The sequence below is a fragment of the Saccharothrix violaceirubra genome, from assembly GCF_014203755.1.
Classification (GTDB): domain Bacteria; phylum Actinomycetota; class Actinomycetes; order Mycobacteriales; family Pseudonocardiaceae; genus Actinosynnema; species Actinosynnema violaceirubrum.
The window spans coordinates 6,596,045-6,615,486 of record NZ_JACHJS010000001.1; the positions used below are offsets into that span (position 1 = coordinate 6,596,045).

Here is a 19,442-nt window from a genome sequence, read left to right on the forward strand (position 1 = left end):
GTCCGGCCAGGTCGCCGCACGACGGGCATGCCGGGACGGCGCCGGGTCGTGCCGTGCGCCGCGCCGCCGGCGGGGACGGCCGGTGATCAGCCACGAGAGAAAGGTACGCCGAAAGGGCGGTTCTTGGCATCCGCGCTTCGCAGGGTCCGTCTTGGCATCGGGTCGGGGCCGTGGTTAGGGTCGGTCGACAACTCAACACACGCGGGAGCTCGCGCCGGAGCGGGCTGAGAGGGCGGCTCGGGGTAGGACCCGGGTGCCGCCGACCGCCTGAACCTGACCGGGTAATGCCGGCGTAGGGAGGAATGTCGTGACGGCACTCGACGACCGTTCGGTGCGGCCCAGCGTGACCACCGGCCCGATCTCCGGATCGCGCAAGGTGTACCGGGAGGTGGGCGACGGTGTTCGCGTCCCCTTCCGCCGCGTTGACCTGACCAACGGCGAGCACGTCGACCTCTACGACACTTCCGGTCCGTACACGGATTCCGCCGTGACCATCGACGTCCACAGTGGACTGCCGAGGTCGCGCGCGGACTGGATCGCGGCACGGGAGCCCGTGAACGGCGCGAGTACGCAGCTCGCGTGGGCCAGGGCGGGGGTCGTCACGCCCGAGATGCGGTTCGTCGCCGCGCGTGAGGGCGTCGACCCGGAGTTCGTGCGCGCGGAGGTGGCGGTCGGCCGGGCGGTGATCCCGCTCAACCGCAACCATCCCGAGGCCGAACCGATGATCATCGGGAAGAAGTTCCTGGTGAAGATCAACGCGAACATCGGCAACTCGGCCGTGTCCTCCTCGATCGAGGAGGAGGTGGAGAAGATGGTGTGGGCGTCCCGCTGGGGCGCGGACACGATCATGGACCTCTCGACCGGCAAGCGGATCCACGAGACCCGCGAGTGGATCATGCGGAACTCGCCGGTGCCGATCGGCACGGTGCCGATCTACCAGGCGCTGGAGAAGGTGGACGGCGATCCGGCGAAGCTGTCGTGGGAGGTCTACCGCGACACCGTGGTCGAGCAGGCCGAGCAGGGCGTCGACTACATGACCGTGCACGCGGGCGTGCTGCTGCGGTACGTGCCGCTGACCGCGAAACGGGTCACGGGCATCGTATCGCGCGGCGGGTCGATCATGGCCGCGTGGTGCTTGGCGCACCACAAGGAGAGCTTCCTCTACACGCACTTCGAGGAGCTGTGCGACATCCTGCGCACGTACGACGTGACGTTCTCGCTGGGTGACGGGCTACGGCCGGGGTCGATCGCGGACGCCAACGACGAGGCCCAGTTCGCGGAGCTGCGCACGCTCGGCGAGTTGACGCACGTCGCGCGGGCGCGGGACGTGCAGGTCATGATCGAGGGCCCGGGTCACGTGCCGATGCACAAGATCGCGGAGAACGTGCGGCTGGAAGAGGAGTGGTGCGGCGAGGCGCCGTTCTACACGCTCGGACCGCTGGCCACCGACGTGGCGCCCGCGTACGACCACATCACGTCGGCGATCGGCGCGGCGCAGATCGGCTGGCTGGGCACGGCGATGCTGTGCTACGTCACGCCCAAGGAGCACCTGGGCCTGCCCAACCGGGACGACGTGAAGACCGGCGTGATCACGTACAAGATCGCGGCGCACTCGGCGGACCTGGCCAAGGGGCACCCCGGCGTGCAGGACTGGGACGACGCGCTGTCCAAGGCGCGGTTCGAGTTCCGGTGGGAGGACCAGTTCAACCTGTCGCTGGACCCCGACACCGCACGGTCGTACCACGACGAGACGCTGCCGGCGGCGCCCGCGAAGACCGCGCACTTCTGCTCGATGTGCGGGCCGAAGTTCTGCTCGATGAAGATCACGCAGGACGTGCGGCGATACGCCGAGGAGCGCGGTCTGTCCACTGTGGAGGCCATCGAGGCGGGCATGTCGGAGAAGTCCGGCGAGTTCGCCGACCAGGGCAACAAGGTCTACCTGCCGGTGGTGGACTCGCCGTGACCACGCCGCCGAAGGTCCTCACCATCGCGGGCTCGGACTCCGGCGGCGGCGCGGGGTTGCAGGCCGACCTGCGGGCGTTGTTCGCGTGCGGCGTGCACGGGATGACCGCCGTGACGGCGGTGACCGTGCAGAACTCGCTGGGCGTGACCGGGTACACCGAGATCCCGGCGGACGTGGTCGCCGCGCAGATCGTGGCGGTGGCCTCGGACATCGGGGTCGACGCGGCCAAGACCGGGATGCTCGCCTCGGCGGCGATCATCGAGGCGGTGGCGGACGCGTGCGACCGGGTGGGGATCGGTGCGGCCGTTCCGTTCGTGGTCGACCCGGTCGCGGCGTCGATGCACGGGGACCCGTTGTTGGCGGACGCGGCGTTGGACGCGTTGCGGGTGTTGCTGTTCCCGCGCGCGACGATCGTGACGCCGAACCTGGACGAGGTGCGCTTGCTCGTCGGCGTGGACGTGAAGTCGCGTGAAGACCAGTACGAGGCGGCACGGGCGTTGCACGCGCTCGGGCCGCGGTGGGTGCTGGTCAAGGGCGGCCACCTGTGGACGGATCCGCAGTGCGTCGACCTGTTGTACGACGGGTCGGAGTTCCTGGAACTGCCCGGTCCGCGGTACGACGTGAAGCACACGCACGGCAGCGGCGACACGTTGGCGTCGGCGATCTCGTCGCGGTTGGCGCGGGGCGAGGACGTGCCGACGGCGGTGCGGTACGGCAAGGAGTTCATCGTGCGGTCCGTGGCGGCGGCGTACCCGCTGGGCGCGGGCGTGGGACCGGTGTCGCCGTTGTGGCGGTTGGCGGACTAGGAGGTCGGCGCGTTCACCCGAGGCGGTCGAGGTAGTTCCGGTACAGGTCGACGAGGTCGACGGTGTCCGGGTCGAGCAGCCACTGGGTGAGCGCGCCCTCCAGGAAGGCCACCAGTTCCACGGCCGTCGCCTCGCCGACGATCGTGGCGAACGCGGCGCGCAGCAGGCGGTTGCGGGTGCGGAAGCGTTCCCGTACCGGGGAGTCCCGGGCGAGGTGTTCGGCCTGGAGCACGGCGTGGAGCGTGGCCAGACCACGGTGGCGCGCGGTGTGTTCGGCGTCGGAGAGCAGGGCTTTCTTCAGCCCTTCGAGGCCGTGGCCCGCGTGTTCGGCGACGCGGGCGGCCGAGCGGGCGTCGAACTCGTCGAGGACCGCTTCGAGCAGGTTCTCCTTGCTGCCGAAGTGGTGGATCACCGCCGACGGGGTGACCCCGGCGCGTTTGGCGATGGCGGCGACACCCGTGCCCGCGTAGCCCTGCGTGCCGAAGAGGTGGATCGCGGCGTCGACGAGATCGCGGCGTCGTTCGACCCCGCGTCGTTGCACCTGCCCTTTGATCCCGGCGATACCGGGGATCTTAACCGGGTGCGCCCGTGGCCTGGAGCTGATTATCCTGCACGACCATGCAGGAAAATGAGCTGAGGACCGAGATCACGATCTCGGCGCCGGTCGCCGTCGTATGGGCTGTCCTGGTGGACTTCCCCCGGTACGCGGAGTGGAACTCGCAGATCGCCTACGTGTCGGGCGCGGCCGTGGCGGGCACGCCCGTGCGTACGCGGGCGGCGTGGGGCTCGCCGGCCGAGCGCGAGTTCGAGGGGGTGATCACGGATGTCGAGGAGAACGCTTTGCTGGCGTCGGAAGGCGGCGACCCGGAGCTGTTCTTCGGCCGCCACCGCTGGGAGTTGGCGCCGGTCGACGGCGGAACCCTCCTGGTCAACCGCGAAACCTGGACCGGCCCCCTGGCAGCCTCGGTCTACGCGGAGAGCGCCGACCTGCTCCGGTCCGAGTTCACCACGTTCAACCAGGCCCTCGCGTCCGAGGCCGCGCGAGTTATGCACTGAGACACCGCGAGTTGTGCGTTCGGACACCATGAAATGTGCACTCGGGCACCCGAGGCCCCGTCCCGAACGCACATTTCGTAGTGCTTGAACGTATAACTCGCAGTGTCCGAACGTATAACTCGCGGGCTAGGGGGTTTCGCCGACCAGGTCTTCCAGGGCGGGGAGGGCGTCGACCAACGCGGACTGGTGCGCGGGACTGAGCTGCTCGATCCGGCGCTGGAGTTCGTGCACGCGCGCGGAACGCACGCCGGACACCATGGTCTCGCCCTCGGGGGTCGGGGTCGCCAGCCAAGCCCGGCCGTCCTGCGGATCGGGCTCCCGCGTCACGTAGCCGGCCTCCACCAGCGCCGCCACGATGCGGGACAGGGTCGGCGGCGCCACGCCCTCCTTCGTCGCCAGGTCGCCCAGTCGCATCGGACCGCAGCGGGCCAACGTCGCCAGCGCCGACACGGCGCCCGGACCGAGCCCCGGCGAACCGGTCCGGCGCAGCAGGCGGGAAAGCCTGCCGATAGCGAGGTACAGCCGCGCGGTGGCGTCCTCGACCTGGTCGGCCGTCACGGGCGTGGTCCTCCTCGGTGACCCGGCGATGAGAATGGTTCAGCATCCATCATCGCGTACCGATCGGCCACCGCCCGTCGGGGGAGTTCGCGTTGCTACGCGTCGACGTCCGGGCTCGACGCGTGCGCCCAGAACCGGCGCGGGATCCGGCCGGCGAGCCTGGCGGACCTGCCCGCTTCCACGGCCGAACGCATGGCGCGCGCCATCAGCTCCGGGTCCTGCGCCCTGGTCACCGCAGTGGCCAAGAGCACAGCGGAACAGCCGAGTTCCATGGCCAGCGCGGCATCCGAGGCCGTGCCGACGCCCGCGTCCAGGATCACCGGCACGCCCGCGCGCGCGACGATCAGCTCGATGTTGTGCGGGTTGCGGATGCCCAGCCCCGTCCCGATCGGCGAGCCCAACGGCATCACGGTCGCGCAGCCCACGTCCTCCAGCCGCCGCGCCAGCACCGGGTCGTCGTTGGTGTAGGGCAGGACCACGAACCCGTCGTCGACGAGCCGTTCGGCGGCGTCGAGCAGTTCGACCGGGTCGGGCAGCAGGGTCCGGTCGTCGTGCACGACCTCCAGCTTCACCCACGACGTGCCCAGGGCCTCACGGGCCAGGCGCGCGGTCAGCACGGCCTCGGCCGCGGTCCGGCAGCCGGCCGTGTTGGGCAGGGTCTCGATCCCCAAGCGCCGCAACAGTTCCAGCACGCCCGTGCCGCCGCCCGCGTCCATGCGCCGCATCGCCACGGTCGTCAGCTCGGTGCCGGCCGCCACGAGCGCGCGTTCCAGCACGGACAGGTTCGCCGCGCCGCCCGTGCCCATCACGAGCCGCGAGCCGAACTCGCGTCCGGCGATCACCAGCGGGTCGTCCACGTCAGCCTCCCTGCACGGCGGTGAGCACCTCGACCACGCCGCCTTCCGGCACGGTCGTCGTCGGCCACGCGGCACGCGGCACGACCTCGCCGTCTAGTGCGACCGCGACCCCGGCGGCCGGTGCGCCGAGCAGGGCGAGCACGGCGGCGACGGTGGCACCGTCGACGAGTTCGCGCTCGGTGCCGTTGATCTTCGCCTTCACCTTCGTCCTCCTTCGCCCACCAGCTCCAGGACCCGTCGTGCGGTCACGGGCGCGAGCAGCAGCCCGTTGCGGTGGTGGCCGGTCGCGGCGAGCACGCCCGGCTCCAGCCACCGGACGACCGGCGCGTTGTCGGGACTGCCCGCGCGGAACCCGACGGCGGTCTCGGCCAGCGCGTACCCGGCGATGCCCGGCCACACGACCTCGCCGTCCCGCAGCAGGTCGCGCACGCCGCCGACGGTCACGTCCGCGTCGAAACCGGCCTCGTACTGGGTGGCGCCGAGCACGATCCCGTCGGCGCGCGGCACGAGGTAGACCTGGCGTCCTTCGACGTGCGCGCGGATCGTGTGGCGTGGTGGCGGCAACGCGCCGGGTCGCGTGGAAAGCCGCAGGATCTCGCCTTTCACGGGCCGGATCACGGTGCGCAGGGCCGGGTGCAGGTCGCGGCTCCACGCGCCGGCGGCGATCACCGTGACCGGCGAGTCGGCGCCGTCGACGAACCGCACCCCGTGCCCGGCGCACGCGGCGCGCAACGCCGCCAGCAGGACCCGGTTGTCCACCGAGAGGTCGCCGGGCACCGACAGTCCACTTCGGACGGACGTGCCCAGGCCGGGTTCCAGCGCGCGCAGTCCGCGGCCCGTGAGCCGGTCCGCCGCACGCCCCCGCGCGGCGAGGTAGCCGCACAACTGGTCGAGCACGGCGGTGTCCGCGCCGTCGACGCCGACGGCCAGCGTGCCCACCGGGCTGAGCGGCACGCCCAGGTCCGCGGCGAACGCGGGCCACAGCCCCAGGGACTCCACGCCGAGGTCGAGCACGTCCTCGTCGCCGGGCCAGGCCTCGGTGATCGGCGCGAGCATCCCGCCCGCGACGTGCGAACCGCCGTGCCGGGAACCTCGGTCGACGACCGCGACCGCGTAGTCCGCGCGCGCGAGCGTCCACGCGACGGACAGACCGATCACGCCGCCGCCGAGCACGGTCACATCAGTAGTCAAGGCATTCACGCTCCCTGCGCCGGCATGACCCGGATCAGGTTCGACGGTCGGAGCGACGCCACGCTCCCTCTCAGCCCGGTCTCTCCGGACTCCCGTGCGGACCGCCTTCACCGTAGCGCACGGTCCACCGGTTACGGTGCGGCCCGTGCCCGGACTCGACGCCTCAGCGCTCCGCCGTCGCCTCGCCGACGCCACCCTCTACCTGTGCACGCCGAACCGGCCCGACCTCGGGGAGTTCGTCGACGCGGCGTTGACGGGTGGCGTGGACATCGTGCAGTTGCGGGACAAGACGTTGGAGGCGCGGCAGGAGTTGGCCGCGTTGGAGGTCATGGCCGAGGCGTGCGCGCGGCACGGCGCGTTGTTGGCCGTCAACGACCGGGCGGACGTGGCGCTCGCGGCGTCGGCCGACGTGTTGCACCTGGGGCAGGACGACTTGCCGGTGTCGGTGGCGCGGCGGATCGTGGGCGACGACGTGGTGATCGGGCGGTCGACGCACGACGTGGCGCAGGCCGGCGCGGCGGCCGTCGAACCGGGGGTCGACTACTTCTGCACGGGTCCGTGCTGGCCGACGCCGACCAAGCCGGGGCGGCCGGCGCCGGGGCTGGACCTCGTGCGCGCGACCGTCGGCGCCGCACGGCCGTGGTTCGCGATCGGCGGGATCGACGGGCGGCGGCTGCCCGAGGTCCTGGCGGCGGGCGCGACGCGGGTGGTGGTCGTGCGGGCGATCACGGAGGCCGAGGACCCGCGTGCGGCGGCCGTCTCGTTGAAACTTCAACTATGAGGCGTACTCTGGTTCCCGTGATGCCTGTGTTGTACCTGGGCCACGGCGCTCCCCCGCTGGCCGACGACGAACGGTGGGCCTCGGAGCTGAACGCCTGGTCCGCGACCCTCCCGCGCCCGGAGTCGATCCTCATCGTGTCCGCGCACTGGGAGAACGACCCGCTCACGCTCGGCGCCACGCGGACCGTGCCGCTGACGTACGACTTCTGGGGCTTCCCGCGGCGGTATTACGAGGTGACCTACGAGGCACCCGGTGCGCCGGAGCTGGCGGCGGCCGTCGCCGGGCTGGTCGGCGAGCCCGTCGTCCAGGACGAGGAACGCGGGCTCGACCACGGCGCCTACGTGCCGTTGAAGGAGATGTACCCGGACGCGGACGTGCCGGTCCTCCAGATGTCGATGCCGACGCTGGACCCGCGCCGGCTGTTCGAGGTGGGCCGCAAGCTCGCGCCGTTGCGCGACCAGGGCGTGCTGATCGTGGGGTCGGGGTTCATGACGCACAACCTGAGCTGCGTGGACATGAGCCGGCCCGCCGACTACGCGCCGCCGTCCTGGTCGGCCGAGTTCGACGACTGGGCCGGGCGGGCGCTCGACGACGGCGACGTGGACACGTTGCTGGACTTCGCGCACAAGGCGCCGGCGGCCGGGATCGCCCACCCGCGCACCGAGCACCTGGCGCCGTTGTTCGTGTCGCTGGGTGCCAGTGCCGACCAGCGGTCCCGGACGACGGTCGACGGGTTCTGGTACGGGCTGTCCAAGCGGTCCGTGCAGTTCGACTGACCCGATCGAGGATGCCTGAGTGCATAACTCGCGGTGTCCGAGTGCACGACTCGCGGTGTCCGAACGTATAACTCGCGCGGACGCCCCGATGCGGGCAGGCATCGGGGCGTCCGGGTCGGAATGCAGGGGTCAGCCGGTGGTCAGGGTGAGGCGGTAGGCGCTCAGCGCCTCGCCGACCGGCTGGAAGTAGGTCGTGCCGCCGGACGAGCAGTTGCCCGAGCCGCCGGAGGTCATGCCCTGGGCCGAGCCGAAGCCGGTGCCCGCGACGGCCGAGCCGCCGGAGTCGCCGGGCTCCGCGCAGGCGCTGGTGCGGATCAGGCCCTGCACCGAACCCTGCGGGTAGTTGACCGTGGCGTTGCGGGCCTGGATCGAGCCGCAGCGCCACTGGGTCGTCGAGCCGGAGCGGCAGATCTGCGCGCCGGTCGCGGCCTCGGTGGCGTCCTTCACCGTGACGTTCGAGCCGTTGTAGCGGTTGACCCACGGCTTCGAGGTCCAGCTGGAGTTCGTCGCGACCCAGGCGTAGTCGTTGCCCGGGAACGACGAGCCGCGGAACGTGCCCTGCGACTGCCGGTTGACGCCGGTGGTCGTGTTGCCCGACTTTCCGCAGTGGCCGGCGGTCACGAAGCCGCCGGTGACCGCGAAGCCGACCGAGCAGCGGCTGCCGCTGCCGATGTAGTACGCGTCGCCGCCGCGGGTGTCGGCCAGCGTGGTGGGCGACTCGGTGACCTCGACCACGCGCACGGCGGGGCTGAGGGTCTTCGCGCCGGCGATGAACTTGTCGGCCGCGGCGTCGCGGGTGAGCTTGTTCACCTCGACGACGACCGTGTTGGACGCGTCGTCCACGTGCCAGCCGGTGATCGACACGGGTGCCGAGGTCCGGTCGAGGGAGGACTTGGTGCCGGCGAGCTGCCTGGCCGAGTAGGTCACGACCTTGACGTCCGCGCCGAACGCACGGGCGACGCCGGTGCGGCGGGCGTCGGTGACACCCACGGTCAGGCGGCCGGTCGACGCGTCGATCCAGGAGCCGGCGAAGCTGTCGCCGAGGCCGGCGCGCGCGGCCCGCTCGACCTGTCCGGCCTTCGTGTCGCTCGCCAGACGGGCGCTCAACTGTTCGGCGTTCAGGCCGAGGTCGCGCTGCGCCGCCTGGAGCAACCCGGCCGGGTAGCTCTCCGTGTCGGAAGAGGTCACCCCTTGGGGGGCGGCAGTGTCCGCGATCGCCGGTACGCTGAGACTTGTAGCCGCGCCGGTGGCCATTAAGGCCACGACGGCGAGGCGGGCCGCACTCGTGCGGTTCATTTAGGCGTCTCCCTCATCTTCGGGTGCAGGGAACCCGAGAGCCTGGTTGCAGGGACCGCTCTCGGGGGCTCTAGGGGGACGGGTGGTGGGGCGGCGGCAGGGGTCGCCCCACCCCTTTATCTCTCACCCTCGTGGCAGACCCGGACCGGGCGAGGAGCGCCTCGGACTTCTTCACGAGCGCCCTCCTCCACGGTTGTTACCGATCAGTACTCGCCCGATCGAGCTACGTTATAACCCTGTTACCTGTTACGGCTCGGGCCATCCGTGTTCGGAGTGTGTCACAGTTCACGACCATCCGACTGCGCTGTGTAGCAGTTGACTGTTAACTCTCACTCAAGGTAGTGATCCAGTCACCGAAATGGGGGTTTTGCCAGAAGTAAGAATCCCGCAGGTTGCGGTCCCCCAGCTGTGAAAAGTGCTGTGCCGAGAGAGTGAACGCCACCAACGTTAAGTGACTGCCACCACACCTGGACGCCGCCGATCGGGCGGGCACGATCGACCCATGGATCTCGTGACGCTCGACGACATCCGGGCCGCCGCGGCCCTCCTCGACGGCATCGCCGTGCGGACGCCGCTGCTGCGCTTCGACGACCACCTGCGCCTCAAGCCGGAGAACCTCCAGCCGATCGGGGCCTTCAAGATCCGCGGCGCGTACAACGCGATCGCCCGCCTGTCCGACGACGCGCGCGAACGCGGCGTCGTGGCCTACTCCAGCGGCAACCACGCCCAGGCCGTCGCGCACGCGGCCCGGGTCTTCGGCGTGCCGGCCGTCATCGTGCTGCCCGACTCCGCGCCCGCCGTGAAGATCGACGCCACCCGCGCGCTCGGCGCCGAGGTCGTGCTCGTGCCCGTCGAGGAACGTGAGAGCCGCGCGCACGCACTCGTCGAGGAACGCGGTGCCACGCTCGTGCCGCCCTACGACCACCCGAACGTCATCGCCGGCCAGGGCACGGTCGGCCTGGAGATCGTCGCGGACGCGCCGGACCTGGCGATCGTGCTCACGCCGGTCAGCGGCGGCGGCCTGCTCTCGGGCGTGGCCACGGCGGTCAAGGCGCTGCGCCCGGACGTGAAGGTGGTCGGGGTCGAGCCCGAGCTGGCCGCCGACACGGCCGCGTCCCTGCGCGCCGGCCGGCTCGTGCGGTGGCCGACCGCCGACCGCAGCCGCACGATCGCGGACGGCCTGCGCGCCGAACCGTCCGAGCTGACCTTCGCCCACCTGCGGGCGCACGTCGACGAGGTGGTCACGGTGACCGAGGCCGAGATCGAGGCGGCCGTCGCGCTGATCGCCCGGCGGGCCAGGATCGTCGCCGAGCCCAGCGGCGCGGTCGCGGTCGCGGCGCACCTGCGGTCGCCGACGCCGGGCTCGGTGGCCGTGGTGTCGGGCGGGAACATCGACCCGGCGCTGTTCACCAGGTTGACAGAGGTCCGATGACCAGGCGGGTTATCGGTCCGAAACAGCAGGTCGGGTTTACCGATGGCGCCCACCGCTCGGACCTGACCGCCCCTCGGGACGGCCCTGGGCACCCCGTCCGGCCGCAGGTGGCCGCGAGGTGCCGCGGCGAACGGGCACCGGCGTGGCGCCACCCCTATCACACGAACCGGCGACAATGCCGCCCACCTGCGCGAACAATCGTTCGTGCGCCCCGAACACGGGCGCCTGCGGGTCGTGACCCATTCGTTGCCGGACGACGAACGGACTGAGACCGACACCGCATAGGGGCGGTCCGGACGGACGTCGCGCACCGCGATTCCACGCCGGTGCGCGACGTCACCCTTCGAACGGAGTGGTCCGAGGACTGACCGGTTCCGGTCAGTCCGCGGGCCGGTTCAGGGTGGCCACGAACTTGTACCTGTCACCCCGGTAGACCGACCGCACCCACTCCACCGGGTTGCCCTCGGTGTCGAACGAGTGCCGGGACAGCAGCAGCATCGGCAGGCCGATGTCCGCACCCAGTAGTTCGGCCTCCTCGGGCGAAGCCAGCGCGGTCTCAATAGTCTCCTCCGCGTGGCCCATCTCGACGCCGAACCGCTCGCGCAGCACCTGGTACAGCGAGGCACCCGGTGCCAGGTACCGGCGCAGGCCGCGGAAGCGGCCCAGCGCCAGGTGCGTCGTCTCGATCGCCATCGGCTCGCCGTCGGCCAGCCGCAGGCGGTGCAACCGCAACACCTTGGCTCCCGCGCGCACGCCCAGCAGCCGGGCCAGTTCCGCCTCGGCGGCCTGCTCCGACGCCTCGATCAGGCGCGACGAGGGCTGCCTGCCCTGAGCCCTCATGTCCTCTGTGTACGAGGACAGCTGAAGCCTTTGGGCCACCTTGGGTTCCGCGGCGAACGTGCCCTTGCCCTGCACGCGCAGCAACCGGCCCTCGACGGTCAGCTCCGCCAGTGCCTGCCGGACCGTCGTGCGCGACACGTCGAACTCGGCGGCCAACGACCGTTCCGTCGGAATCGGCGACCCCGGCGGCAACGCGCGCAGGAGATCGAGCAGATGCCGCTTGAGTCCCCAGTACTTCGGCTCCCGCTGTGCGCGGGATCTGGCGTCCAAGCCGGTCCCAGGGCTCGTCTCCAGCATGCCTTCCTCCTCGACCTTGCCAGCGCTCCCGAACACAGGATGCCTTGTCCACGTCGGAACGTGGACCCGAACCCCCGCACAAGACCCGAAAATTGATCCGATGACTTTGCAACGGTCCAGCAACGTTCTTGACATGCCCTGTGGCGAGGCACACTCTAGGCCGCATTGGTCTACACCACTTGAGTCGTCCGGTCGCTGGGACCGGGCATCGGGAAAGGGCGCACAACGTGAAGGGCTGGAAGGGACTGGCCGTCGGCGCCACCGCTGTCGCGGTGGCCGTGGCCGGATGTGGATCGGGTAGCACGGACACGAGCAGCAGCAGCAAGGCCGGCGAGCCTCGCACGCTTACGGTCTGGTTGATGGACGGCTCGGCGCCGACCTCCCTGACCGACGCTCTGAACAAGGAATTCGAGGGTGCGCACGCAGGCGTCACCGTCAAGTACGAGATCCAGAAGTGGAACGGCATCCAGGACAAGCTGACCACGGCGCTGGCCAGCAACAACCCGCCTGACGTGATCGAGCTGGGCAACACCCAGACCGCGAAGTTCGCGTCCGAGGAGACCCTGCTCGACCTGAGCGGCGACGTGTCCTCGCTCAACGGCGACCAGTGGCTCAGCGGCCTCAAGGACTCGCTGACCTGGGACGGCAAGCAGTACGCCATGCCGTTCTACGCCGCGAACCGCACGGTCCTGTACCGCACGGACCTGTTCCAGGCCGCCGGCATCACCGCCGCGCCGACCTCGCGTGACGAGTGGCTCGCCGCGATCGAGAAGCTCAAGGCCGCGAACGCGTCCGACCCCGAGTTCCAGGCGCTCTACCTGCCCGGCCAGTCCTGGTACTCCCTGCTGTCCTTCATCTGGGACGAGGGCGGCGACGTCGCCAAGTCGCAGGGCTCCGCGTGGACCGGCTCGCTGAACACCGCCGAGGCCAAGGCCGGCCTGGAGTTCTACAAGAAGCTCGCCGAGGCCGGCTCGAAGGCGCCCAAGGACACCGACGAGGCCACCCCGCAGCAGGCCGAGGTGTACGGCAAGGGCAAGGTCGCGATGTTCATCGGCCTCCCGTGGGAGGTCGGCACGGCCGCCAAGGCCGACCCGACGCTGAAGGACAAGACGGGTGCGTTCGCGATCCCGTCGAAGACCGCCGGCAAGACCGCGCCCGTCTTCCTGGGCGGCTCGAACGTGGCCATCCCGCAGGGCAGCAAGAACCAGGACCTGGCCAAGGAGTACCTGAAGCTGCTGTCGTCCAAGAAGTACCAGGACCTGCTCGCCGAGGGCGGCTCGGTTCCGGGTACCTCGAAGGACACCGCGAAGCTGGCCACCACCCCGGTCGGCAAGGCGCTGGCGGCCTCGGCCCCCAACGGCAAGGTCACCCCGACCACGCCGGCGTGGGCTGCCGTCGAGTCCGGCCAGAACCCGCTGAAGGACATGCTGACCGCGTACCTGACCGGCGCGAAGTCGATCGACCAGGCGACCGGTGACGCGAACGCGGCCCTGTCGAAGACGCTCGGCGGCTGACGTTCCGAGATGACGGCCGTGAACACGACCGACAGCGCGGTGCCGGCGAGGGGTTCCTCGCCGGCACCGCGCCGTGCCGTTAAGGGCGGCGCACGACGCCGCCAGGGCAGCGCACTCGACCGGGCGCTGCCCTACCTGTTGCTGGCACCCGCCGTGATCGCCATCCTGTGGCTGATCGGCTGGCCGGTGCTGTCCGTGGTGATCACCAGCTTCCGCAAGCTCAACCTCAAGGAGCTGACGCGCGGCGAGGTCGTGTGGACCGGGCTGGACAACTACACGCTCATCCTCAGCGAGCCCACGTTCTGGACGATCGCGCTTCGCACGGTCCTCTTCACCGCGGCCGTGGTGTTCGTGTCCGTGGGCGCGGGTCTGGCCATCGCACTGCTGATGCGTCAGGTGAGCCCCGTGGTCCGGGTCGTGCTCCAGGTCGCGATGCTGCTGGCCTGGGCCATGCCGCTGCTCGCCGCGACCACCGTCTACCAGTGGATCTTCGACCAGCAGTACGGCATCCTCAACAAGACCCTGGTCAAGATCGGGCTGTCCGGGTTCGAGGGCTACTCCTGGTTCACCTCGGGCGTCTCGACCATGTCGGTCATCGGACTGCTCATCGTCTGGCAGGCGATCCCCTTCCTCGCCTTCTCGCTCTACGCCGGCGTGATCGGCATCCCGAGGGACCAGTACGAGGCGGCCGGCATCGACGGCGCGTCCGCGTGGCAGACGTTCCGCGCGGTCACGTGGCCCGAGTTGCGTCCGCTGCTGCTGATGGTGACGTTCCTGTCGCTGCTGTGGGACTTCAAGGTCTTCACGCAGATCTGGGCCTTCAAGAAGGGCGGGCCGGACGGGGGCAGCACGACGCTCCCGGTGCTCCAGTACCTCGAAGGTCTGGCGAAGAGCCACTTCGGCGTGGCCGCCGCGGTGAGCGTGCTCATGGTGGCCCTGCTGGCGTTGCTGACCTTCCAGTACCTGCGTCGGCTCATCCGGCAGGAGGGTGACCTGTGATCGCCAAGAAGGTGACGGCCAACGTCGTCGCCGTCGTGATCGCGATCTTCTTCGCGTTCCCGACGTACTGGATGCTCACGTCGGCGCTCAAGCCGCGCAGCGGCCTGATCTCGACCGACTACGACCTGATCCCGCTGTCGATCACCGGCACGAACTTCTCGACCGCGTGGACCAAGCCGGGCTTCCTCACCGCGCTGGGCAACAGCCTCCTCGTGTCGCTGACCGCGGTCCTCGCGGCGATCGTGGTCGGCCTGCTCGCCGCGCTGGCCCTGTCACGACTGCGGTTCCGCGGTCGCAAGGGCTTCGTGCTGATGATGCTGATCGCGCAGATGGCGCCGTTCGAGGCGCTGCTGATCCCGGTGTTCCTCATGATGCGGGACCTGGACCTGCTCGACCGGCTGCCGTCGCTGTCGCTGATCTATTTCGCGGTGACGCTGCCGTTCTGCGCGTGGACCCTGCGCGGCTTCGTCAACGGCATTCCGATGGAGCTGGAAGAGGCCGCGATGGTCGACGGGTGCAGCCGGTGGCAGGCGTTCCGCCGGGTGACACTGCCGCTGCTCGGACCGGGCCTGGTCGCCACGTCGGTGTTCGCGTTCGTGACCGCGTGGAACGAGTTCCTGTTCGCGCTGTCGCTGATGAAGGACCAGACCAAGGAGACCCTCCCGGTCTGGCTGAGCGGTTTCCAGACCAACTTCGGCACGGACTGGGGCGGCGCGATGGCCGCGTCGGCGCTGTTCACGTTGCCGGTGCTGGTGTTCTTCCTGATCGTCCAGCGGAAGATGGTGTCCGGCGTGACCGCCGGCGCCGTGAAGGGATAGTCGCCCCATGTCGCCGCACCGGCTCGCCGCCGGCGTCCTGCTCCCCGGGTTCCACGGCACGACCGCGCCCGACTGGCTGCTCGCCCGCTTGGCGGACGGCCTGGGCGGTGTCGTGTACTTCGGTCGCAACGTCGTCGACGACGCCCAGGTCACGGCGTTGTCGGCACAGCTGCGCGCGGTGCGCGCGGACGTGGTGATCGGCATCGACGAGGAGGGCGGCGACGTCACCCGCCTCGACTACGGGCGCGGTTCGGAGGTGCCCGGCAACCACGCCCTCGGCGCGGCGGGCGACCCGGACCTGACCCGTGCCGTCGCCGCGTCGGTCGGTGCCCGGTTGGCGGCGTGCGGCGTGAGCCTGAACCTCGCGCCGTCGGCGGACCTGGTGCTGACCCTGGACGACCCGGTGATCGGCGTGCGGTCGTTCGGCTCGGACCCGATGGCGGCGGGCGTGCACGTGGCCGCGTACGTCGAGGGCATGCAGGCCGTCGGTGTCGCGGCGTGCGCCAAGCACTTCCCGGGCCACGGCGCGTCCACTGTGGACTCGCACGCGGCGCTGCCCGTGCTGCCCCGGACCGTCGCGGAGTTGGCGGCGGTCGAGTTCGTGCCGTTCCGCTCGGCGGTGGCGGCGGGTGTGCGGTCGATCATGACCGGGCACCTGGTCGTGCCGGAGTGGGGCGCGGAACCGGCCACGCTCAACCCCGTGGCCGTGCGGGTGTTGCGCGAACAGCTCGGGTTCACCGGCGCGATCGTGACCGACGGGCTGGACATGAAGGCCGTCGGCGGCGACCTCGCGGCGGGCGCGGTGCGGTCGCTGGTCGCGGGCGCGGACGCGTTGTGCCTGGGCGGCGAGCCGCTGGACGACGCCGGACTCCAGTGGTTGATCGACAGCATCGTGGCCGCGGTCGAGTCGGGCACGTTGCCGCTCGAACGGTTGGCGGAGGCCGCGCGTCGCACCGCGGCGTTGGGCGTTCCGCCGGCCCGGGTCGAGGCGCACGACGCGTCGCTCGGGTCGGAGGCGGCCCGGCGGGCGGTCGAGGTGCGCGGGACGCTGGCGCTGTCGGGTCCGCCCGTGGTGCTCGACCTGGAGGTCGAGGCGTCCATCGCGGTGGGCGACGTGCCGTGGGGTCTGGGACCGTACCTGACGGAACTGATCCCCGGGACGACGGTCGTGTCCGCGCGGACCGCCGACGAGGTCGCGGCGGTGGCGGCGGGTCGGACCGTGGTCGTGGTCACGCGGGAGGCGCACCGCTTTCCGTTCACTCGCGATCTGGTGTCCTCGCTCGCTAAGATTGGTCTAGACCTAGTGCACGTCGAGACCGGCGTGCCAGGACCCGACCTGGGCACCGTCGCCCGCGTCGACACCCACGGCGGATCGCGGGTGTGCCTGCGCGCCGCCGCGGAGCGCATCGCCGCAAGCCAGCGTCTGGAACAGGGGAACCAATGACCGACCACCAGCCCGGCGGGCACATGGCGGCGGAGATCGCCCAGCAGCCGAAGATCTTCGCCGACCTGGTCGCCCGGCGCGACCAGATCGCCGCCGTCGCGGACGTGATCCGCGAGCGCAAGCCCCGGTTCGTGCTGTTCGGCGCGCGTGGCTCGTCCGACCACGCGGCGCTGTACGCCAAGTACCTGACCGAGGTCCTGCTCGAACTGCCGGCCGGGTTGGTGTCGCCGTCGACCACCACCCTGTACGGCGCGCAGCCCGACCTGCGCGACGTGCTGCTGGTCTCCGTGAGCCAGTCCGGCGGGTCCCCGGACCTGCTGGAGGTCACGCAGTCGGCGCGCGAGCGCGGCGCGCTGACCGTGGCGGTCACGAACACCGCGTCGTCGCCGCTCAACGCCGCCGCCGAGCTGTCGGTGGACATCGGCGCGGGCGTCGAGCAGGCGGTCGCCGCGACCAAGACCTACTCGGCCACGTTGCTGGCCCTGTACCTGCTGGTCGACGCCATCCGCGGTGGCGACGGCCGGGCGGCGGCGCCGCTGGGCGACCTCGCGCAGTCCACTCTCGACGGATCCGTGGACGCGGTGTCCGAGGCCGTCCAGCGGTACCGGTTCGTGGACCGGGTCCTGACGACCGGTCGCGGCTACTCGCTGCCCACGGCGTTGGAGTCGGCGTTGAAGCTGGCCGAGACGTCGTACCTGGCGGCGCGCGCGTACAGCGGCGCCGACCTGCTGCACGGCCCGGTCGCGGCGGTGGACGGCGAGACCGCCGTGCTGGCCGTGACCAGCAAGGGACGTGGTGGCGACGCGCTGCACGACGTGCTTGACGTGGTGCACGGGCGTGGGGCGGACGTCGTGGCCGTCGGCTCGGCGGCTTCCGCCGTGTCGGCCGCGTTGCGCATCCCGGTGCCGGAGACCCCGGAGGAGGTCGCGCCGATCCTGGAGATCCTGCCCGTGCAGCGGTTGGCCCACGGCCTGGCGTTGGCCCGCGGCGGCGACCCGGACAACCCCCGCGGCCTGAAGAAGGTCACCCAGACCCGCTGACCCTCTCGCACGGACGAGCCCCCGCCCTCCTTGTGGTCGGGGGCTCTCCTTTTCGCGCGAGTTATGCATTCGGACACCATGAGTTGTGCGTTCGCGCGTCGAACTCAAGGTGCTCCAACGCACAGTTCACGGTGTCTGAACGCACAACTCGCGGTGTCCGAACGCATAACTCGCGCGGCTTGGGCGGGGTCCTGCCTGAGCTTGTCTTTTGAGGTCCCGGGCGGTTGACGGACACCCCGGTTGATCACAGAAGCAGCCCTTGGTCGATCATCGCTCTTGCGACAGAAGGACGATCGACCAAAGGGCTGCGTGATCAGTGTGCACCATCTCGACCCCAGATCGGCGCTCGGGGCGTTGTCCGGGTTCCGGCGGGAGTTCCACCGGTGTCTGACCCGTCGGGCGGACGGGTTGTTCGAGCTGGCCGACGCCGTGCTGTGCGCCGACGGACCGGTGCGGACCCTGGTGGGGTTGTCGTTGGCGCCCGAACACCGGCGTGGGCACGGTGGCCTCTACGACGCGGTCAACAACGGCCGCATCGAGGTCGACCGGCTACGCGACGCGCCGGCCGGGACGCCGTTGCCGCGGGCCGCGGACGGCCGCCTGGTGCTCGCGGTCGACGTCTCGCCGTGGTTGCGGCCGGACGGCGCGACCTGCCCGGACCGCACGTTCTGCCACGTCTACGGACGCGGCAGAGGCGAGCACCGCATGATCCCGGGATGGCCGTACTCGTTCGTGGCCGCGCTGGAGACCGGCGGCACGTCGTGGACCGCGCTGCTGGACGCGGTCCGGCTGCCGCCCGGCGCGGACCTCGCCGCGGTGACCGCCGCCCAGGTCCGCGGAGTGGTCCAACGGCTCATCGCCGCCGACCAGTGGCGCCGGGGTGATCCGGAGATCCTGGTGGTGTTCGACGCCGGTTACGACGCGCCCCGCATCGCCCGTCTGCTCGAGGACCTGCCGGTGCGGGTGCTGGGACGGATGCGGTCGGACCGGGTGCTGCGCCGCCCGGGCCCGCCCCGGGTCCACAACCCTCTGGGCGGACGGTTTCGCAAGCACGGCGGCGAGTTCGTCTTCGGCGACCCCGCCACCTGGGGCGCCGAGGACGTGCTGACCCGCACCGACACCCGTCTCTACGGCACCGCCACCGCACAGGCCTGGAACCGGCTGCACCCGCGACTGACCCGCCGGGCCGCCTGGATCGACCACAGTGGACCGCTGCCGATCGTCGAGGGCACCGTGATCCGACTGACGGTGGAGCGCCTGCCCTCCGGCGGGGTGAACAAACCGGTCTGGCTGTGGTGTTCCGATCCCGACTCCGGCCCGGTCGAGGTCGACCGCTGGTGGCGGGCGTTCCTGCGGCGCTTCGACATCGAGCACACCTTCCGTCTGCTCAAGCAGACGCTCGGCTGGACCAGACCCAGGCTGCGCGATCCCGAGGCCGCCGACCGCTGGACCTGGCTGATCCTGGCCGTCCACGCACAACTGCGCCTGGCCCGCCCGCTGGTCGCCGACCTGCGCCACCCCTGGGAACGACCCGCCGAACCCGCCAGGCTCACCCCGACCCGCGTCCGGCGCGGGTTCCGCAACCTCCACATGAAGATCGCCCGCCCAGCGGCTGCACCGAAACCGGTCCGCCCCGGACCGGGACGACCTCCCGGCTCGAAGAACCGCGCCACCGCACCGCGCTTCGACGTCGGACTCGTCCTGGCCACTGGACGGGCACATACCCGACCGGCCCACCACAAGAAGGGCACCAAACCCCGCCGAACAGGTTAAA

General features: G+C 71.0%; 19 protein-coding genes and 1 riboswitch. Of the genes, 12 read left to right on the plus strand and 7 right to left on the minus strand.

All coding sequences use genetic code 11. The features are described from left to right. Nucleotides 1-307: 307 nt before the first annotated feature. Complete coding sequence (gene thiC / locus F4559_RS30485; protein ID WP_184674546.1) at nt 308-1,963, plus strand: phosphomethylpyrimidine synthase ThiC; 1,656 nt, start codon at nt 308-310, stop codon at nt 1,961-1,963. Next, entirely contained in the window at nt 1,960-2,769 is an 810-nt protein-coding gene (gene thiD, locus F4559_RS30490; protein WP_184674547.1) for a bifunctional hydroxymethylpyrimidine kinase/phosphomethylpyrimidine kinase, read from the plus strand. The genes thiC and thiD overlap by 4 nt, the downstream gene beginning before the upstream one ends. A gap of 13 nt (nt 2,770-2,782) precedes the next feature. On the opposite strand, the gene F4559_RS30495 is transcribed toward thiD, so the two are convergent. Continuing rightward, entirely contained in the window at nt 2,783-3,310 is a 528-nt protein-coding gene (locus F4559_RS30495; RefSeq protein WP_221447425.1) for a TetR/AcrR family transcriptional regulator, read from the minus strand. Between the two features lie 77 nt (nt 3,311-3,387). Here F4559_RS30495 and F4559_RS30500 point away from each other — a divergent pair, with 77 nt between their 5' ends. Further along, on the plus strand, nt 3,388-3,825 hold the full coding sequence (locus F4559_RS30500) for an SRPBCC domain-containing protein (protein ID WP_184674548.1): 438 nt from the start codon (nt 3,388-3,390) through the stop codon (nt 3,823-3,825). 126 nt (nt 3,826-3,951) lie between these two features. Here the strand turns inward: F4559_RS30500 and F4559_RS30505 are convergent, their stop codons facing one another. The 4 genes from F4559_RS30505 to thiO form a co-directional block, all read right to left on the minus strand. After that, entirely contained in the window at nt 3,952-4,383 is a 432-nt protein-coding gene (locus F4559_RS30505; protein ID WP_184674549.1) for a MarR family winged helix-turn-helix transcriptional regulator, read from the minus strand. A gap of 95 nt (nt 4,384-4,478) precedes the next feature. Further along, the gene (locus F4559_RS30510; RefSeq protein WP_184674550.1) at nt 4,479-5,240 is read right to left on the minus strand and encodes a thiazole synthase; all 762 of its coding nucleotides are present in this window, start codon (nt 5,238-5,240) and stop codon (nt 4,479-4,481) included. A gap of 1 nt (nt 5,241) precedes the next feature. Then, on the minus strand, nt 5,242-5,442 hold the full coding sequence (gene thiS / locus F4559_RS30515) for a sulfur carrier protein ThiS (RefSeq protein WP_184674551.1): 201 nt from the start codon (nt 5,440-5,442) through the stop codon (nt 5,242-5,244). Continuing rightward, complete coding sequence (gene thiO / locus F4559_RS30520) at nt 5,439-6,431, minus strand: glycine oxidase ThiO (RefSeq protein WP_184674552.1); 993 nt, start codon at nt 6,429-6,431, stop codon at nt 5,439-5,441. Before thiO ends, thiS begins: the two co-directional genes overlap by 4 nt. After that, a riboswitch (TPP riboswitch) is annotated at nt 6,426-6,537 on the minus strand. It overlaps the preceding gene by 6 nt. A 39-nt stretch (nt 6,538-6,576) precedes the next feature. On the opposite strand from thiO, the gene thiE reads away from it, so the two are divergent. Further along, nucleotides 6,577-7,212, plus strand: coding sequence for a thiamine phosphate synthase (gene thiE, locus F4559_RS30525; protein ID WP_184674553.1), 636 nt, complete (start codon nt 6,577-6,579; stop codon nt 7,210-7,212). A gap of 20 nt (nt 7,213-7,232) precedes the next feature. Further along, complete coding sequence (locus F4559_RS30530) at nt 7,233-7,988, plus strand: dioxygenase family protein (protein ID WP_184676389.1); 756 nt, start codon at nt 7,233-7,235, stop codon at nt 7,986-7,988. A gap of 129 nt (nt 7,989-8,117) precedes the next feature. Here F4559_RS30530 and F4559_RS30535 read toward each other — a convergent pair whose 3' ends face one another. After that, nucleotides 8,118-9,176 (minus strand): S1 family peptidase, encoded by a 1,059-nt coding sequence (locus tag F4559_RS30535; protein ID WP_312865901.1) that lies wholly within the window; start codon nt 9,174-9,176, stop codon nt 8,118-8,120. A 610-nt stretch (nt 9,177-9,786) separates the two neighbouring features. Here F4559_RS30535 and F4559_RS30540 point away from each other — a divergent pair. Beyond that, the gene (locus F4559_RS30540; RefSeq protein WP_184674555.1) at nt 9,787-10,716 is read left to right on the plus strand and encodes a threonine ammonia-lyase; all 930 of its coding nucleotides are present in this window, start codon (nt 9,787-9,789) and stop codon (nt 10,714-10,716) included. A gap of 378 nt (nt 10,717-11,094) precedes the next feature. Here F4559_RS30540 and F4559_RS30545 read toward each other — a convergent pair whose 3' ends face one another. After that, nucleotides 11,095-11,853, minus strand: coding sequence for a GntR family transcriptional regulator (locus tag F4559_RS30545; RefSeq protein ID WP_184674556.1), 759 nt, complete (start codon nt 11,851-11,853; stop codon nt 11,095-11,097). Between the two features lie 227 nt (nt 11,854-12,080). On the opposite strand from F4559_RS30545, the gene F4559_RS30550 reads away from it, so the two are divergent. The 6 genes from F4559_RS30550 (at nt 12,081) to F4559_RS30575 (ending at nt 19,441) form a co-directional block, all read left to right on the plus strand. Continuing rightward, entirely contained in the window at nt 12,081-13,367 is a 1,287-nt protein-coding gene (locus F4559_RS30550) for a sugar ABC transporter substrate-binding protein (protein WP_184674557.1), read from the plus strand. A 9-nt stretch (nt 13,368-13,376) separates the two neighbouring features. Then, nucleotides 13,377-14,366 (plus strand): carbohydrate ABC transporter permease, encoded by a 990-nt coding sequence (locus F4559_RS30555; protein ID WP_184674558.1) that lies wholly within the window; start codon nt 13,377-13,379, stop codon nt 14,364-14,366. Beyond that, on the plus strand, nt 14,363-15,184 hold the full coding sequence (locus tag F4559_RS30560) for a carbohydrate ABC transporter permease (RefSeq protein ID WP_184674559.1): 822 nt from the start codon (nt 14,363-14,365) through the stop codon (nt 15,182-15,184). The genes F4559_RS30555 and F4559_RS30560 overlap by 4 nt, the downstream gene beginning before the upstream one ends. Nucleotides 15,185-15,191: 7 nt before the next feature. Then, on the plus strand, nt 15,192-16,628 hold the full coding sequence (locus tag F4559_RS30565) for a glycoside hydrolase family 3 protein (RefSeq protein ID WP_184674560.1): 1,437 nt from the start codon (nt 15,192-15,194) through the stop codon (nt 16,626-16,628). After that, nucleotides 16,625-17,668, plus strand: a complete 1,044-nt coding sequence (locus F4559_RS30570; RefSeq protein ID WP_184674561.1) for an SIS domain-containing protein — start codon at nt 16,625-16,627, stop codon at nt 17,666-17,668. The genes F4559_RS30565 and F4559_RS30570 overlap by 4 nt, the downstream gene beginning before the upstream one ends. Nucleotides 17,669-17,977: 309 nt before the next feature. Next, nucleotides 17,978-19,441: an NF041680 family putative transposase gene (locus tag F4559_RS30575; RefSeq protein WP_312865472.1), complete on the plus strand. Its 1,464-nt coding sequence runs from the start codon at nt 17,978-17,980 to the stop codon at nt 19,439-19,441. Nucleotide 19,442 lies beyond the last annotated feature (1 nt).